Raw genomic sequence first — 16,589 nt, 5'->3', positions numbered from 1 at the left:
AGGTGGTCCGGGATGAATCCTGGTGATCCCAGCAGTACGTGCTCGCTCACGTACACCCCGTATACCCCCGACCACTCCAATCCGGCAGCCTGATCGTGCCTCCACGCATTCTGTGAGGTGAAGTTTCATCGCGCGTGGAGCGTGCCAGGTCGGGCGGAAAGGGACTGCCATGCGCTCGTCCACGCTTTTCCGTCGCATCAACCGTCACCCTCTTACGACGCGCACCGCGCTCCAGCTCGCCGAGCCGGTGCGTGACATGTGCGTGCCCCCCGTCGACTCCATCGTCGAGTACGGCGCCTACGTCCAGGGCAAGAAGGTCGCCTCCACCGGCATCGTCGAGGCGCTCGACCTCGTCCGCGAGCGCAACAAGGAGTCCGAGGGCGCCAACGCGTTCGTCTGGGTGGGGCTCCATGAGCCCGAGGCCCCCGAGGTCGAGTGGCTGTCCGAGGTGTTCGGCCTGCACCCGCTGTCCGTCGAGGACGCGGTCAAGGCCCATCAGCGCCCGAAGGTCGAGCGGTACGGCGAGTCGCTGTTCATGGTGCTCAAGACCATCGCCTACCTCGACCACGACGAGCTGACCGCCACCAGCGAGATCATCGCCGCCGGCGAGATCATGGTGTTCCTCGGCCCTGACTTCGTGGTGACGGTGCGGCACGGCGACCACTGTCCGCTCGCCGTGGTCCGCGAGCGCCTCGAGGACAAGCCCAAGCTGATGAACCGCGGCCCCGCCGGCGTCCTGCACGCCATCTCCGACCACGTCGTCGACCAGTACCTCCAGGTCGCCGACCTCATGCAACTGGAGCTCGAAGAGGTCGAGGCGACGGTCTTCGCCGACGTCAGCTCCCGCGACATCAACCGGATCTACCAGCTCAAGCGGGAGATGCTGGAGATGAAGCGGGCCATCACCCCGCTGCAGTCCCCCATGGCCGCGCTGCCGCAGCGTCGCGTCATCCCCTCGGACATGCGCGAATACTTCCGCGACGTCGGCGACCACCTCTCCCGGGTCTGCGAGCAGGTGGAGGCCTCCAACGAGCTGTGCAGCTCGATCCTGCAGGCCGCCCTGGCCCGCTCGAACGCCCTGGCCAACGAGGACATGCGCAAGATCTCGTCCTGGGTCGCCATACTGGCCGTGCCCACCATGATCGCCGGCATCTACGGCATGAACTTCGACTTCATGCCGGAGCTCCACTCCGTCTGGGGCTACCCCGCGGTGCTGGGCGTCATGGTCACCGCCTGCGTGTTCCTCCATCGGGGCTTCCGCAGGAACGGCTGGCTCTAGACCCCCACCGGCTTCAGCGGGCCGACGGGCTCGGGCAGCTCCATCCCCCGCTCCCGCCAGAGCTCCCGCATCCGATCGGGATAGTCGGTGACGATCCCGGCCACTCCCAGGTCCAGCATTCTCGCCGCCAGGCCGGTCTCGTTGACGGTCCAGACCGCCACGTCGAGACCGGCGGCGCGGGCCTGGGCCATCAGCGCCTCGTCCACCATGACGTGCTCGGGCGAGAGCGTGGTCGCCCCGGCGTCGCGCGCGGCGGCGGGGATGTCGTCGCCCAGGCCGTCGTGCCAGTGGAGGGTGTCCAGCTCGATCAGCGCGAAGCGCCGCGCGCCCGGGGCGAGCCCGGCGGCGTGGGTGATGATCCGCCAGTCGAAGCTCAGGATGGCCACGTTGTCCAGCCGGCCGTGCCGGTCGAGCTCCTCGACGACCAGCTCGGTGAACAGCTCGGGGTCGGCCGTCAGGTGGGGCCTGGTGGGGTCGGACTTCAGCTCGACGTGCAGGCGCACGCCCTCCGCCTCGTAGGCGTTCACCAGCCCCAGCACCGCGCCGAGCGTCGGCATCCTGGTCTCGGGCATGGCGACCTGCGTCAGCGCGAACGGGTCGTCGGGGTGGCGCGGCAGCCGCACGCCCACGTCGAGCGTGCGCAGCTGCGCCAGCGTGAGGGCGTTGATCGGCTTGCCGACATAGGGGTAGAGCGGATCGTCGGCCCTGAGCGGCCGCCGGTCGGCACTGGTCACGGCGGAGACCGTGAGGTCGTGCGTGAGCACGAGCCGCCGATCGGCGGTGAGGGCCACGTCGAGCTCGAGCGCGTGGACGCCGAGCTCCATCGTGCGGCTCATCCCCGGCAGGGTGTTCTCCGGCCAGAGGCCACGAGCTCCCCTGTGACCATGTATCTCAACGCGCACACCGGGGACCCTACCTGGCCCGGGTCACGACTCGACAGCGCCACGCCGTGTCCTTTTTATCCTGCTACGCCCCGGTAGGCGGTGGAGGGCAGACCATAAGCTGGACATCATGACGGAGGTTCTCATAACTGCCCATACCGCAACAGTTCGGGCCTGGGTGGACGGCTGGGTGATCTCCCGCAACGCCCCCCGACCCGTGCCGGTGCCGTGGGGCCTGCGGGTGGACGTGGGCCTGCCCGGCCACGTGGCCCGCCACATCGTCGCCACTCCGACGCCGGAGACCCTCCACCGCCTGACCGACACCGTCATGACGCCCGGGACCTGGCTGAAGCTGTGCGCCTCCGCCGCGGACGTCAGCCCCTTCCTGCCGGAGCGGTGGGCGGTCCAGGACCCGGAGTTCATGATGACGGCACCCCTGGCCCGCGGGGCCTTCCCTGCTCCCCCCGGCTACACGCTGGCCGTCACGACCCGCGCCGGGGTCACGGCGGCCCGCCTGCTGACGGCCGCGGGCGAGGTCGCCGCCAGGGGCCAGTTCGCCCTGGCGGGCCGCACGGCCGTGGTGGACCAGGTGGAGACCGCGGGCAACCACCGCCGCCGCGGGCTCGGCACCGTGATCATGCGGACGCTGGCGAGCACGGCGGCGTCGATGGGGGCGCGCACGGGCGTGCTGGTGGCCACGGCGGAGGGCCAGGCCCTCTACGAGACCCTCGGCTGGAGCCTGCACACCCCCATGACCGCCGCCGTGCTGAGGAGCCCTACTCCTTGAGGCTGCGCAGCATCGGCGGGTGAAGGAGCTCGGCGGGGCCGCGGCGGTAGAGCTTGGCCGGGCGGCCCCCGTCCCTGGTCGTGGTGGCGCCCGTCTCCACCAGGAAGCCCTCGGCCTTGGTGACCTTCCGGTGGAAGTTGCGCGGGTCCAGGGACCGGCCCCAGACGATCTCGTACACGCGGCGCAGGTCCGCCACCGTGAACTCCGGCGGGCAGAAGGCCGCCCCCAGCGGGGTGTACTCCAGCTTGGCCCGCGCCCGCTCGATCCCGTCCTGCATGATGCGGCGGTGGTCGAAGGCCATCACCGTGAGCGAGTCGACCGGCTGCCAGCTCATGTGGGCCTTCTCCGAGGCCGGCAGGTCGGGGGCCAGGCCCAGGTAGGCGACGCTCAGGACGCGCTGGCGAGGGTCGCGGTCGGGGTAGCCGTACGTCTGGAGCTGCTCCAGGTGGACCGGCGCGCCCGGCAGGCCGGCCCGTTCGGCGAGGATGCGGTGGGCGGCGGCCGGAAGGTCCTCGTCGAGCTGGATGAAGCCGCCGGACAGGGACCAGCGGCGGAGGAACGGGGGGTTGTCACGGCGCCACACCAGGGCGCTCAGGGCGTGGTTTCGCACGGTGAGCACGACCAGGTCGACGCTGACCGGGATGCTCGGGACCATGGAGGAACGCTACACGCTGTCAGTAGTCGGCAGGTAACCGTGCCTACGTGACAATCCGAACGTGCAGGGGCTCCGTCGTCACCTGACCGGACGGCCCCTTGACGGTGATCTGCACCCACTCCCCGGCCGGCACCTGCGTCCAATCGAACGGCACCCACGCCGTGACCATGCCTTCGGCCAGCCCTTCCTGCCGGGTCTCGTCCAGCCAGCCGACGGCCGGCACCGACAGGTCCTTCGTCCCCCCGGACCAGGTGATCGTGACGGTGCTGTCCTTGAAGTTGTAGCCGCGGACCTCCACCCCGTCCTGGATGTCGCGGGCCTTCCTGATCGCGTCCACCGCGATCGGCCGCCGCCAGTCGGTGGTGATCTCCTTCTCCAGCGAAGGAGTGCCGCACGTCATGAAGTCGCTCCACATGTAGGAGACGACCTTCTGCACGTACCGTCCCGCCATGGTCACGGCCTGGTCCAGGCGCTTCTTGTCCGTCTTGCCGCGCGTGCCCTGCGGGGCGCACGGCTCCTTGCCGGAGGGCTCGAACGCCTCGACGTTCGCCCAGAGGTCCACCTGGTAGCCGGCCGCGACCATCTCCGCTCGGGCCGCCGCCATCTCCCGGTAGTAGTCCCGCGTGGAGCCGTGGTAGGCCGTCCCGTAGGTGGACTCTCCCACCACGGGACGCAGCCGCTCGTCCACCTCGTCGTCGCGCTGGTCCGGCCAGAACAGCCCCACCTTGCCGGTCCCCCGGCTGTCCTGGGGCGCGATGATGCCGACCCCGGTCTTCGCCAGCGCCTTGAACGCCTCGGCCACCTGCTTGGGCGTCTGCCCGAAGGGCACCCTCTTGCGCGCGTCCATGTAGGGGCTGATCAGGATGGGCTTGCCGGGAAGCTCCTGCTCCACGATCGTGTGCTGGTCGGCGTACACCTCCAGCGTCGGATTCGTGGCCAGGGTGGCGGCCATCTGGACCTCGAACGGCTGGTAGACCCCGCCGAGCGAGTCGCGGTCGGCGAAGCGCACGCCGTAGTCCTGAAGGATGCGCCGCGTCAGCGTGGTCAGCGTGCCGAGATGCTTCTTGTACGCCCTGATGGGCGTCTGGGGGTCGCGCGGCGCCAGCGGCAGCGCCGGGAAGATCCGCATGCCGAACTGGTCGCCCAGGTCGAGGAGCTTGCCCAGGCTGTCCTCCGCCGACCCGGCCACGAGGATCATGTCGTACGAGGTGGCCTTGCTGGAGAAGTCGCACGTGGCGTCGTCGGAGCCGTCCGGCTGGGTGATGAGCCGGTAGTAGATCCGCTTGCCCGCCTTGATGGGGCGCTCCATCTGCGGGCACCGGAACAGGTCCGGGCCGAACGACTCGTCCGTGCGGTAGACGTAGGTGCGGCCGATCCGGTTGCCGGGGTTGGCCTCGCGCAGGTCCCGCTCGGCGGCGTCGTGACAGGTGAGCCCGTCCTCCTCGCACGCCTTGTAGAGCGAGTCGAGCTCCCCGTCCCTCGTCAGAATCTCGCCCGAGTCGGAGACGGTGCGGAACTGCAGGCCGTACCCGATCCGGATGATCGTGTCGCCGCCCACGCTGTGGATCTCCTCCAGCTGGCTGCGCCAGGTGCAGGGGTTGGACTTGGGGGTGATCCAGTAGCCGGTGACGGCGTACGGGGCCCGCTCTCTGGTCTCGAACGTGCCACAGGGGTCGGTGAACTTCGACACCTTCGGCGTGGGGTCGGTATGCGACGGCTTGGGCGTCGAGGACGCGGCCGTGGGCGCGGGCTCGTCGGACGGCGGCATGACGATGACCACGGCGGCGACCACTGCCAGGATCGCTGCGCCCACAACGAGTAAGAGCCAGCGCACGCTCAGGAACCTACCCCCGCTTGACCCCGGCCCAGGACTCGAGCTGGGTCACGAAGCGCTTGGCCGAGTTGGGCCAGTGGTGGTTCGCCCGTGCCGCCGCGTAGCCGCGCGCGCCCTGCGCCCGCCGCTCCCGCACGTCGTCCCGCAGCGTCAGGACGGCCTGCGCCACGGCCTTGGGGTCCTCCCAGGGCACCACGACGCCGCTGTCATATCGCTCCACCAGCTCGACGGCGCGCGGCGACGGGGTCGTGATGACGGGGATGCCGTGCGCCATGTACTCCACGATCTTCGTGGGCATCGAGTGGCGGTAGTTCGGCTCGTCGTGCAGCAGCGACAGTCCGGCCAGCGCCCCGTCGAGCCGCTTGAGCGCCTCGTCGTTGGGCATGAAGTCGCGCCACTCCAGCAGGCCCTCGGTGACGGCCTGGTTGAGCATCGGACGGCTCTGCGGGTCGGCGTACCCGATCAGCTCCACGGCCACCCGGTACGGCTGCAGCAGCTTCGCCACCTCGACGGCCTCGAACACGCCCCTGGCCCTGGACAGCCAGCCGAGGTAGACCACCCGGTCGTCGCCGGGAGGCGTCACGGAGTCGGGCACCCAGGTCTCGTTCGGGACGATCAGGTGGGCGTGCTTGAACCTGCCCGCGTACGCCGTCTCGGCCAGCAGCAGGTGCATGTGGCGCTCCGCGGTGCCCTCCAGCATGCGGGCGAAGAACCGCACGGGAGGCCGCAGCGGCGCCGGCAGCCACGGCTTGAGCGAGAGCGTGGCGGGGGTGTCCTCGTGCACGTCCCACACCACGGGCGGCCGGTTGCGCACGCCCCAGACGGCGAACAGCAGCTCGGGGTCGTGGATGAGGACGAGATCGACCTTGTCGCGCATGCGCTTGAACAGCCGCCGGGCGGCCCACACGGCCGCCATCCGTTTGCGCTGGGCTGCTCGGGGGAGGTCGACGCCGGTCACCCAGGGTCGCGGGACGACTCCGTGAGCGGTGAACGAAGCGGCGTACGTGACCTCATGACCGGCATCCACAAGGGCACGAATCTGCCTGTGCAGAATTCGAGCATCCTCGGGGTTATGCACCACCGTCATGACGAGCACGTGCACTGCGCGCAGCCCTCCGTCGCTACAGCCGCTCGACGCGTTCACCCTCGGTGAGCACACCGCGGGTGTCGAGCACGAGCCGGGCCTTGTCCTCGACCATGTCGAGGTCGAACGCGGCGTGCTGCTGCAGCAGCAGCGTCACGTCCGCGTCGATCACGGCCTTGGCCAGATCCTCCTCACGCGGCACCGGGGTGCCGTCTACCGCCCACTCCTTGACGTAGGGGTCCGCGAACGAGAGCTCGGCGCCCAGCTCCAGCAGCGCACGCGCCACCGGGAGGGCCGGAGTTTCGCGTTCGTCGGCGATGTCCGGTTTGTAGGTGACGCCGAGCATAACGACCCGGGCGCCGTTCACGGCCTTCTTATGCCGGTTCAGCAGTCGCTGGACGCGGGCCACCACGTAGGACGGCATCCGCTCGTTGATCTCCTGCGCCAGCTCCACGAACCTGAACGGGTAGCCGAGCTTGCGCACGGTGTACGACAGGTACGACGGGTCGACGGGGATGCAGTGCCCCCCGACGCCCGGACCTGGCAGGAACTTCTGGAAGCCGAACGGCTTGGTCGCCGCGGCCTCGATCGACTCCCACAGGTTGATGCCGAGCTCGTCGCAGAAGATCGCCATCTCGTTGACGAGGGCGATGTTGACGTGCCGGTAGGTGTTCTCCAGCAGCTTGGCCATCTCGGCCTCGCGGGTGCCGCTGACCGGCACCACCTGCTCGATGAACTGCCCGTAGAACGCCGTGGCGCGGTCGCGGCAGGTCGGCGTGTAGCCGCCCACGACCTTGGGGGTGTTCCGCAGGCCGAACTTGGGGTTGCCGGGGTCGATGCGCTCGGGCGAGAAGGCGAGGTGGAAGTCCTTGCCCGCGACGAGCCCCGAGCTCTCCAGCAGCGGCCTGGCCACCTCGTCGGTGGTGCCGGGCCAGGTGGTGGACTCGAGCACGACGAGCGTGCCCGCGCTCAGGTTGCGGCCGACGGCCTTGGTGGCGCCCTCCACGGCGGACAGGTCCGGCCGGTGGTCCTCGTCCAGCGGGGTGGGCACGCAGATCACGATCGTGTTGCTTCTGGCCAGCACGGTCTCGTCGAGCGTGGCGCTGAACCCGTTGGCCAGCATGTGCTCGAGGTCGGCGTCGGCCAGGTCATCGATGTACGACTGCCCGGCGTTGAGCGCGTCGACCTTGGCGGGGTCGACGTCGAGGCCGACGACCCGCAGGCCGGCGGCGACCGCCTCCTTGGCCAGCGGCATGCCGACATAGCCCAGGCCGATGACAGCCAAGTCGATTTCTGTCACAGCAGTGCCTTAGAGAGCCGGAAACAACACTTCATGGTCGCAAAGGTTATCTCAAGTCCACCTAGCTCACGCCTAATGCGACCGAACACGTCAGAAGTGACAGCCAACGCGAAGGTCAACATTAGGCAAGCGACCGGTATAGGGCTTGATAAGTCTCGGCAACGCGGCTCCAAGTCCGCTTCGCCGCCACTTCCGCCCGTCCCGCCTCACCCATCTCGGCGCGCCGGGCCGGGTCCTCCCGGAGCCCCGCGATGGCCTTGGCGAGCTCGGCCGGGTCACCCGGAGGGACGAGCAGCCCGGCGCCGTCGGAGCCCACGAGCTCGGACAGAGCAGGCAGATCGCTGAGCACGACGGGCTTTCCGAGCGCCATCGCCTCGACGGGTTTCAATGGCGTAACAAGTCGGCATACCCGCAGGTCCTCTCGCGGGCAGGCGAAGATGTCGATGGCGTCCTGCGCCTGCAACGCCTCGTCGGGGCCGACCCGGCCCGGCAGGATCGCGTCGCTCAGGCCCAGCTCGTCGACCAGCGCCAGGAGGTTCTCGCGCTCGGTGCCGTCGCCCACGATGAGCACCCGTACGGGGGTGCCGCCGTCACGCAGCAGCGCGGCGGCCCGCAGCAGGGTGGCGAAGCCCTCGTAGGCCACGATGCTGGACACCGAGCCGACGACGATCTCGTCGGGGGCGATGCCGTACGCGTTCCTGAACGAGGCGCCGTCGTAGTGGGCGGTCAGCAGCGAGTCGTCCACCGCGTTGGGCGCCAGGTGGATCCTCTCCCGCGGCACGCCGCGCTCGACGATCTCCGTGGCCATGGTCTCGGCGAGCGTGACCACGGCGTCGGCCTCGCGCATGAGGAACGCCTCGCGCTCGCGCTGGAGCACCTGCCGCTCGCTGCCCACGCGGATCGGGTCGCGCGAGGCCCAGGTCTCCTCCAGGAAGCCGCGCACCTCGTAGACGAACGGCGTGCCCGTCCTGTCGCGCACGGCGTGCGCGATGGAGCCGTTGCGGTGGTCGGTGGCGGCGTGCAGGATCTGCGGCTTCAGCTCGGTGACGAGCTTGGTGACCGCGGCGGCGCCCTTGATGATGCGCCCGCGCGTCTCGAACGGCATCTCGCCGTGCCCGTCGGGCAGCAGCCGGTAATAGGGGATGCCGTCGATCTCCTCGAACGGCGGCGCGTCCGCGTGCCCCTGCAGCATCGGCCAGCCCCAGCTCGTGACCACGTGCGGGTCGAGCCCGGCGGCCTGCTGCGAGGTGACGATGCGGTGGGTGCGGACGGTGTAGCCGGCCTGCGTGTACGGCAGCGCGTTCGTGACCAGGTGCAGCACCCGGCCCTCCACGCGGTCGGTGATGGCCACCTTCGGCGCGGGCGGGATCGGGTCAGGGCTGATCGCGGCCAGCTCGCCCCGGTAGTAGGCGGCCCTGCGCTTGACGAACGGGTATTTGGTGTGGGCTTCGAGCACCTCGGCGGCCTCGGTCACCCTGCCGGCGTTCCACAGTTCCTTGGCCTCGTTCCACGGCCCCTTGACCACGCGCATGCCGAACTTGCGCACGATGCGCCGGGCGCGGCGCGCGGCCGGCCACGCGACGCTGCCCACGACGGGACGCAGCCGGGGCGGGAGCGCGTCGGCGGCGGCCTGGGCCACCCGGACGGGGTCGGATTTGACCTTCGTCACGACGACGCGGGAAACGATGATCGGGTGCTGGACGAAACCTTTGAGAAGTCCACCGACGCCGGCTCGGGCGGACTTCGCGGAAACCTTGGAGGAGTCTTGACGACTGGCGTCGGATGCCACGCGGTGACCGTACCATAGGCAACGTTTTTCCCCTTCCGCTATGAAAGGCGAGGTCAATGAGGGAGAACCCCCTGGTCCTGCACGTATTGGGCGCTCGTCCCAATTTCGTGAAAGCGGCCCCGGTGGTGCGGGCACTCGGTGAACTCGGCGTGCGGCAGGGCATCATCCACACTGGTCAGCACTATGACGCGCTGATGTCCGACGTCTTCTTCGCCGACCTCGGCCTCCCCGAGCCCGTCGCGAACCTGGGGGTCGGCTCCGGCAGCCACGCCAAGCAGACCGCGGCGCTGCTCGTCGGCCTGGAGGAGGTCGTCCAGGAGCAGGACCCCGACCTGGTCGTCGTCTACGGCGACGTGAACTCGACGCTGGCCGCAATCCTCGTCTGCGCCAAGCTGGGCGTCAGGACCGCGCACGTGGAGGCGGGGCTGCGCTCGTTCGACCGGGGCATGCCGGAGGAGGTCAACCGGGTCGTCACCGACGCGCTGGCCGACCTGCTCTTCGCCACCTCCCCCGAGGCCCTGGCCTACCTGGCGAACGAGGGCGTGCCCGCGTCCAAGGTGCACCTGGTGGGCAACCCCATGATCGACAGCCTGTACGCGGCGCTGCCGACGCTGGACCCGGCGCCCGTCGTGGAGCGGCTGGCCATACCGGCTCGTTATGCCGTGGCGACCCTGCACCGGCCCGCGAACGTGGACACCCCCGAGGCCGCCAAGGAGCTCGTGGACGCGGTGCTGGAGGTCTCGCGCCAGATCCCGGTCGTGGTGCCGGTCCACCCGCGCGGCAAGGCGCGGCTGGCCGAGGCGGGCCTGGTCGACGGGGAGTCGATCAAGGTCGTCGACCCGCTGGGCTATGTGGACTTTCTCTCACTCGTACGCGGCGCCGCGCTGGTGGTCACCGACTCCGGCGGCGTCCAGGAGGAGACGACCGTGCTGGGCGTCCCCTGCCTGACCCTGCGGCCCAACACCGAGCGGCCGATCACGATCACGCACGGCACGAACCGCCTGGTCACGCCGGCCCTCCTGCCGGCCGCCGCGGAGAAGGCGCTGGCCGACGGCGCCGCCACGCCGGCGGGCGAGCTGCCGGTGCTCTGGGACGGCCAGGCCGGGCCGCGGATCGCGCGGGTGATCTCCGCGTGGCTGAAGGGCGACAACCTCGCCCCTGCCTCTCAGGCCAAACGCCCCGAATAGCGGCCTTATCCCCCTTAACATGACACGTACCTCCGCTAAGCGATAGGCGTATCACCATGGCCGAAACCCCCGAAGAGCCCACGTACCAGCGGCTCGGGCCCGTCAACTGGCTGCCCGAGGAGCGCAAGCTCGTCGAGCGATTCGAGGCCGAGGTCAGGGAGCTGCGGCGGCGGCTGGAGATCGCCGAGGCCAAGGCCGCGTACGCGAGCTGGAAGCTGGAGGCCACGCAGGCGAAGCGGACGTTCAAGCTGGGCGAGGCCCTGGGCTCGAAGAGCCCGGGGAAGATCGTCGAGGCGGTCAGGTCGAAGGAGAAGGCGCCGAAGCCGCCCGTCCCGGTCTCCGAGGCGACCGAGCTCGCCAACCACCGGCCGCCGCTGGTCGAGGTGCCGGCGGTGAAGTGGCCGAAGGGGCCGGTCAACCGGCCGGACCTGAAGGTCGCGGTGATCCTGGACGACTTCTCCCGGATGGCCTTCAAGTACGAGTGGGACCAGATCGAGTTCGGGCTCAAGGACTGGCCGGAGATCTTCGCCGAGAAGCGGCCCGACCTGCTGTTCTGCGAGTCGGCCTGGCACGGGAACCAGGGTCGCTGGCGCTACCAGATGACCGGCACCAACGCGCCCAAGGAGCCGCTGCGCGAGCTGGTGGCCTGGTGCAGGCGGGAGGGCATCCCGACGGTCTTCTGGAACAAGGAGGACCCGCCGAACTTCGACTTCTTCATCGACACGGCCAAGCTGTTCGACTACGTGTTCACCTGCGACGGTGACATGGTGCCGAAATATCGGGAAATTTTGGGACACGATCGGGTTGATGTGCTGCAGTTCGCCGCGCAGCCCCGCGTCCACAACCCGATCCAGCAGCGGCAGGGACGCCTGCACGACGTGGTCTTCGCCGGGATGTACTTCCGCGACAAGCACCCCGAGCGCCGCGAGCAGATGGAGACGGTCATCGACCCGGTCAGGGAGCTGGGTCTGCACATCTTCGCGCGCAACGGCGAGGTGGACGAGAAGTACGCCTGGCCCGAGAAGTACCGGCCGCACATCGTGGGCGAGCTGCCCTACGACCAGATGCTGGCCGCGTACCGGATGTACAAGGTCTTCCTCAACGTCAACTCGGTGCTCGAGTCGCCGACCATGTGCGCCCGCCGGGTCTTCGAGCTGTCCGCCTGCGCCACGCCCGTCGTGTCGGGGTGGTCACGGGCCGTCGAGGAGACGTTCGGCGAGCTCATCCCCATCGCGCGCGAGCCGGTCGAGTCGTACAACCAGGTCCTGCACCTGATCAACAGCCCCGAACTGCGGGCCAGGATGGGGCACCTGGCGATGCGCGAGGTCTTCGACAAGCACCTGTTCTCGCACCGCGTGGACCAGATCCTCCAGGACCTCGGGCACCAGGTGCGGCCCAGGTCGCGCTCGATCTCGGTCGTGCTGCCCACCAACCGCGCCTCCCAGATCGAGCACGCCATCTCCTCCGTGGCCCGCCAGCTCCACCGGCCGCTCCAGCTCGTCATGGTGCTGCACGGGCTGGACATCGACCCGGTCGTGGTCGCCGACAAGGCCCGCATGGCGGGCATCTCGGACGTCGTCGTCCTGCCCGCCGACGCATCCCTGTCGCTCGGCGCCTGCATGAACCTGGGCATCGCGGCCGCCGAGGGCGACCTGATCGCCAAGATGGACGACGACAACCTGTACGGGGAGCACTACCTGTCGGACCTGGTGCGCGCGTTCGACTACTCCGACGCCGAGCTGGTCGGCAAGGGGGCGCACTACGCGTACTTCGAGGGCAGCAACACCACCATGCTCCGCCTGCCGGGGCTGGAGCACCGCTACTCCTTCCTGGTCCAGGGCGGCACGTTCCTCGGCAAGGCGGACATGTTCCGCTCGTACGGCTTCGCGGACATCACCCGTGGTGAGGACACCCACCTGGTGCGGCGGCTGAAGGAGGACTCCGTCAAGATCTACTCGGCGGACCGTTTCAACTTCGTCTACTGGCGCAGCGCGGACGCGTCGATGCACACCTGGCAGGCGGACCACATCAAGCTGACCCGCAACGCCCAGTTCTCCTTCGTCGGCCGCCCGGACGACCACGTCCTCATCTAGGGCCTCCCCTGGGAGCGCCGCGCAGGCGGTGCCCCCATTCAGAAGGACCGGTCAGTGGGTGATCTGGGCCAGGTTCTGGTCGGCGAGGCGGGCGAGCTCGTAGAGCCCCTGCGGTTTCACCCGCTGCCCCACCACCAGCATGCTCATGATCAGTGTCCCTCGCCGGATCATGACCGACCCGATCTGCGCGTTCTTCTGGTCCCCCGCCGCCGTCGTGAGGTAGGCCCGCGACTCGTCGCCCTTGGCCGGCATCGCGAGCATGCGCGTCTTGTAGGTGACCTGCGTACCGCTCACGTCCGCGGTATAGGAGTTGCACTCCTTGGGCAGCGGCGCCGGGAAGGCCTTCTTGGGCAGCGACACCACGGCCTGCGTGATCGAGCCGCGGTCGGCGGCGAAGGCGATCACGGCCGCCGGCGCCTGGGCGACGTCGGGCTGGTCGGCGTCGAGCTGGGCCGCGCCCGCGCACTCCGGCCGCTGCAGCTTGGCCGCGCGGACGGCCGCGAGGCCCTGCTGGGTGGACTTGAGCGAGCCGAACGCGCCCAGCTCGGGCCCGTACGCGACGTGCATGCCCTTGGGGACGGGCAGCAGGGCGGCGCGCAGCCGGGCCGTCTCGGCGGAGGCCTGCGCCGCGGACGGCGCGGCGGCCGCGGGCGCCGCCGACGGGGCATTGTCGGCGGAACATCCGGAAATGGCCACCAAACTCAGGAATATTCCGGAAATGGGCTTAAGCATTCGTCCTCCAATTCGCTCCAGCGGCATTGTCAAAACGCTAGATGAATGGAAGACCGGACAGCCGAGTAACGTCGCTATTCGCGGGATTCAGTGGTTTCACGAACGATTTCCGGTTCGGCGGCGTTTGGTGATCCGCCGTTGAGCAGGGCTCTGGCCAGGCCCAATCCGGCGCCCCCGAGCGTGAGCGCCTTGGCGAGCATTTCCTCGACACCCTGGGCGCCGTTCAGCACCACCATGTGCTCGACGTTTCCGAACGCCTTCGAGCCGGCCTCGACGATTTCCGGCCAGCGCTCGGCGAGTTGCTGCGCGACGACCGCCTCCTGGTTGCTCGCCAGCGCCTCCGCACGCGCCTTGATGGCCTCCGCCTGCGCCAGCCCCTTGGCCCGCGCGGACGCGGCCTCCGCCATGCCGCGCAGCCTGGTCGCCTCCGACTCCGCCTCGCCGCGCAGCCGGATGCCCTCGGCCTCGGCCTGCGCCTCGGCGACCGCCGCGCGCCGCGCCGCCTCCGCGAGCGTGACCTGCTCGTACGCCCTGGCGTCCGCGGGCCTGCGCACCTCGCCCTCCAGCCGCTTCTCGGCGAGCAGGGCCTCGCGCTCGGCGGCGGTCGTCTGCTGGACCACGACCTCCTGGCGGGCGGTGGCCTCGGCCAGCGGGCCCGCCTGCTTGGCCAGGGCCGCCGCCCGGTCGATCTCGGCCTGGTACCCGGCCTGCTGGATGCGCGCCTCGCGGACCGCGGCGGCCTTCTTGATGGCGGCCTCCTGCTCGGCGGCGTTGGCCTCCTGGTCGCGGTGGGCCTCGGCGATCCTGGCCAGCGAGGCCACCGCGGCCGCGTGCGGGCGTCCGAGGTTGGAGATGTAGCCGGTGGCGTCGTCGATCTCCTGGATCTGCAGGGAGTCCACGTTCAGGCCGAGCTTGCTCATCTCGTCGGCCGACGAGGTGCGGATCTCGTTGGTGAGCGCGTCCCGGTTGACGATCAGGTCCTCGACCGTGAGGTTGCCGATGATCGAGCGCAGGTGGCCCGAGAAGAGCTGGTGCGTCTTCTCGTCCACGGTCTTCTGCTGGTCGAGGAAGCGGCGGGCGGCGTTGGCGATGGAGACGAAGTCGTCGCCCACCTTGTAGATCACCACGCCGCGCACGTGTACCGGGATGCCCTGCTTGGTGACGCACTTGACCTCGAGCTGGGAGACGCGGCTGTCGAGCGACATCCGGCGCGCGGTCTGGAACCCGGGGACGACCAGCGCGCCCTTCCCGGTGACGATCTTGAAGCCGAGCGTCTCCCGGCCGCGGGCGCCCAGGCCGGAGATGAGGATCGCCTCGTTGGGCTCCGCGACCCGCCAGACCAGCTTGAACGCCACGACGCCGACGAACGCGATGAGGGCGATGATGCCTGCGAGCATTAAGTCCATGACTCACTCCAGGGAAGACGTGGTCGTATGAGTCGCCGACCAGACTTCCCGGCTCGCCCTATTCAGAAGGTACGCCCGATCAAGGCGCTTTACTAGATATTTCCGGCTCTGTCCCGTTGGGGGTGGCGCCGTTGAGCAGGGCCCTGGCCAGGCCGATCCCGGCGCCGCCGAGCGTGAGGGCCTTGGCCAGCAGTTCCTCGACGCCCTGGGCGCCGTTCAGCACGACCATGTGGTCCACGTTCCCGAACGCCTTCGCCCCCGCCTCCACGACCTCCGGCCAGCGCTCGGCGAGCTGCTGGGCGATGACCGCCTCCTGGTTCTCCTTCAGCGCCTCGGCGCGGGCCCTGATCGCCTGCGCCTCCGCCAGGCCCTTGGCCTCCGACGCCTCGGCCTCGGCCAGGCCCAGCGCCTTGGCGGCCTCGGCCTGGGCCAGACCGCGGGCCCGGGCGGCCTGGGCCTCGGCCTCACCGGCGATCTTCGTGGCGGCGCCGGAGGCCTCGCCGCGCAGCCGTACGGACTCGGCGTCCGCCGCGGCGGCCAGCTTGACCTGGGAGGCCTGCGCGGCGGCGCGCAGCTCGGTCTCCCTGGCCTCGGCCTCCGCCTGCGCGATGCGGGCGTCGCGCTCGGCCTGGGAGAGCGTGACGGTCTCGTACGCCTTGGCGTCGGCGGGCTTGCGCACCTGCGACTGCAGCCGCTGCTCGGCGAGCTTGGCCTCCAGCTCGGCGGCCTTGGTCTCCTGGACCACCACCTCCTGGCGGGCGGTCGCCTCCGACAGCGGGCCCGCCTGGCGGGCGGTGGCCTGGGCGCGGTCGATCTCCGCCTGGTAGGAGGCCTCCTTGATGCGGGAGTCGCGGCGGGCGGCGGCCATGTTGGCGGCGGCGATCTGCTCGGCCTCGGTGGCCTCCTGGTCGCGCTGGGCCTGGGCGATGCGGGCGGTGGAGGCGACCTTGGCGGCGTGCGGCTTGCCGAGGTTGACGATGTAGCCGGTCTCGTCGTCGATCTCCTGGATCTGCAGGGAGTCGACGATCAGGCCCAGCTTGCTCATCTCGTCGGCGGCCGAGGCCCTGGTCTCGCTGGTCAGGCGCTCGCGGTTGAGTATGAGGTCCTCGATGGTGAGGTTGCCGATGATCGAGCGCAGGTGGCCGGTGAACAGCTCGTGGATGGCGCTCGTCATGAAGTCCTGCTGGTCGAGGAAGCGGCGGGCGGCGTTGGCGATGGAGGACAGGTCGTCGCCGACCTTGTAGATGACCACGCCGCGGATGTGGACGGGGATGCCCTGCTGGGTGACGCAGGAGACCTGGAGGTTGGCGGCCCTGGTGTCCAGCCGCAGCCGCCTGGCCGCCTGGAACCCGGGCAGCACGGCCGCGCCCTTGCCCGTGATGATCTTGAAGCCCAGGCTGTCCACGCCCTCGCCCCGGCGGCGGGCGCCCAGCCCGGAGATGATCAGGGCCTCGTTGGGTTCCGCGACCCGCCACACGGCCTTGAACAGCAGGATGATGACGACCGCGGCGGCGACGATGCCACCGGCGGCGATGTAGAACTCGGGGGACATCGGAGCGGCC

Annotated in this window: 13 protein-coding genes; 4 read left to right on the top strand and 9 right to left on the bottom strand. The window is 69.9% G+C overall.

The window, feature by feature from the left end:
- The first annotated feature begins 169 nt into the window (after nt 1–169).
- Nucleotides 170–1,279 carry a magnesium/cobalt transporter CorA gene (gene corA, locus H4W80_RS36990; RefSeq protein WP_192789299.1) on the top strand — a complete coding sequence of 370 codons (1,110 nt, stop codon included), beginning with the start codon at nt 170–172 and terminating at the stop codon, nt 1,277–1,279.
- Here the strand turns inward: corA and H4W80_RS36985 are convergent.
- Nucleotides 1,276–2,181: a glycerophosphodiester phosphodiesterase family protein gene (locus H4W80_RS36985; protein WP_192789298.1), complete on the bottom strand. Its 906-nt coding sequence runs from the start codon at nt 2,179–2,181 to the stop codon at nt 1,276–1,278. The two genes, corA and H4W80_RS36985, sit on opposite strands and share 4 nt — an antisense overlap.
- 109 nt (nt 2,182–2,290) lie before the next feature.
- Here H4W80_RS36985 and H4W80_RS36980 point away from each other — a divergent pair, with 109 nt between their 5' ends.
- Nucleotides 2,291–2,947, top strand: coding sequence for a GNAT family N-acetyltransferase (locus H4W80_RS36980; protein WP_225963862.1), 657 nt, complete (start codon nt 2,291–2,293; stop codon nt 2,945–2,947).
- Here H4W80_RS36980 and H4W80_RS36975 read toward each other — a convergent pair.
- The 5 genes from H4W80_RS36975 to H4W80_RS36955 form a co-directional block, all read right to left on the bottom strand.
- The gene (locus H4W80_RS36975; protein ID WP_185069819.1) at nt 2,937–3,602 is read right to left on the bottom strand and encodes an NUDIX hydrolase; all 666 of its coding nucleotides are present in this window, start codon (nt 3,600–3,602) and stop codon (nt 2,937–2,939) included. The two genes, H4W80_RS36980 and H4W80_RS36975, sit on opposite strands and share 11 nt — an antisense overlap.
- Before the next feature lie 43 nt (nt 3,603–3,645).
- Nucleotides 3,646–5,436, bottom strand: coding sequence for a DUF4434 domain-containing protein (locus H4W80_RS36970; protein ID WP_192789297.1), 1,791 nt, complete (start codon nt 5,434–5,436; stop codon nt 3,646–3,648).
- A 10-nt stretch (nt 5,437–5,446) separates the two neighbouring features.
- Complete coding sequence (locus tag H4W80_RS36965; RefSeq protein ID WP_185069817.1) at nt 5,447–6,538, bottom strand: glycosyltransferase; 1,092 nt, start codon at nt 6,536–6,538, stop codon at nt 5,447–5,449.
- Between the two features lie 19 nt (nt 6,539–6,557).
- Entirely contained in the window at nt 6,558–7,820 is a 1,263-nt protein-coding gene (locus H4W80_RS36960) for a nucleotide sugar dehydrogenase (RefSeq protein WP_192789296.1), read from the bottom strand.
- Nucleotides 7,821–7,941: 121 nt separating this feature from the next.
- The gene (locus tag H4W80_RS36955; protein ID WP_318787238.1) at nt 7,942–9,489 is read right to left on the bottom strand and encodes a glycosyltransferase family 4 protein; all 1,548 of its coding nucleotides are present in this window, start codon (nt 9,487–9,489) and stop codon (nt 7,942–7,944) included.
- Between the two features lie 176 nt (nt 9,490–9,665).
- Here H4W80_RS36955 and wecB point away from each other — a divergent pair, with 176 nt between their 5' ends.
- Nucleotides 9,666–10,796 (top strand): non-hydrolyzing UDP-N-acetylglucosamine 2-epimerase, encoded by a 1,131-nt coding sequence (wecB, locus tag H4W80_RS36950; RefSeq protein WP_192789294.1) that lies wholly within the window; start codon nt 9,666–9,668, stop codon nt 10,794–10,796.
- A gap of 56 nt (nt 10,797–10,852) precedes the next feature.
- Nucleotides 10,853–12,889: a glycosyltransferase family protein gene (locus H4W80_RS36945; protein ID WP_192789293.1), complete on the top strand. Its 2,037-nt coding sequence runs from the start codon at nt 10,853–10,855 to the stop codon at nt 12,887–12,889.
- Nucleotides 12,890–12,940: 51 nt separating this feature from the next.
- Here the strand turns inward: H4W80_RS36945 and H4W80_RS36940 are convergent, their stop codons facing one another.
- The 3 genes from H4W80_RS36940 to H4W80_RS36930 all read right to left on the bottom strand — a co-directional run bounded on the left by H4W80_RS36940 (nt 12,941) and on the right by H4W80_RS36930 (nt 16,579).
- A complete protein-coding gene (locus H4W80_RS36940; RefSeq protein WP_192789292.1) occupies nt 12,941–13,585 on the bottom strand; it encodes a hypothetical protein in 645 nt (214 codons plus the stop codon).
- 110 nt (nt 13,586–13,695) lie between these two features.
- The gene (locus H4W80_RS36935) at nt 13,696–15,027 is read right to left on the bottom strand and encodes a flotillin family protein (RefSeq protein WP_192789291.1); all 1,332 of its coding nucleotides are present in this window, start codon (nt 15,025–15,027) and stop codon (nt 13,696–13,698) included.
- A gap of 79 nt (nt 15,028–15,106) precedes the next feature.
- Nucleotides 15,107–16,579, bottom strand: a complete 1,473-nt coding sequence (locus H4W80_RS36930; RefSeq protein ID WP_192789290.1) for an SPFH domain-containing protein — start codon at nt 16,577–16,579, stop codon at nt 15,107–15,109.
- Nucleotides 16,580–16,589 lie beyond the last annotated feature (10 nt).

It is taken from the genome of Nonomuraea angiospora (assembly GCF_014873145.1).
Lineage (GTDB): Bacteria > Actinomycetota > Actinomycetes > Streptosporangiales > Streptosporangiaceae > Nonomuraea > Nonomuraea angiospora.
The sequence above is the reverse complement of the archived record's forward strand: the minus strand, read 5'-3'. Positions and strand labels throughout refer to the sequence as shown.

Bases quoted from the DNA above. Each gene is read 5' to 3' on its own strand.
- H4W80_RS36930 (WP_192789290.1), bottom strand. From the start codon at position 16,579: ATGTCCCCCGAGTTCTACATCGCCGCCGGTGGCATCGTCGCCGCCGCG.
- H4W80_RS36980 (WP_225963862.1), top strand. From the start codon at position 2,291: ATGACGGAGGTTCTCATAACTGCCCATACCGCAACAGTTCGGGCCTGG.
- corA (WP_192789299.1), top strand. From the start codon at position 170: ATGCGCTCGTCCACGCTTTTCCGTCGCATCAACCGTCACCCTCTTACG.
- wecB (WP_192789294.1), top strand. From the start codon at position 9,666: ATGAGGGAGAACCCCCTGGTCCTGCACGTATTGGGCGCTCGTCCCAAT.
- H4W80_RS36935 (WP_192789291.1), bottom strand. From the start codon at position 15,027: ATGGACTTAATGCTCGCAGGCATCATCGCCCTCATCGCGTTCGTCGGC.
- H4W80_RS36945 (WP_192789293.1), top strand. From the start codon at position 10,853: ATGGCCGAAACCCCCGAAGAGCCCACGTACCAGCGGCTCGGGCCCGTC.
- H4W80_RS36975 (WP_185069819.1), bottom strand. From the start codon at position 3,602: ATGGTCCCGAGCATCCCGGTCAGCGTCGACCTGGTCGTGCTCACCGTG.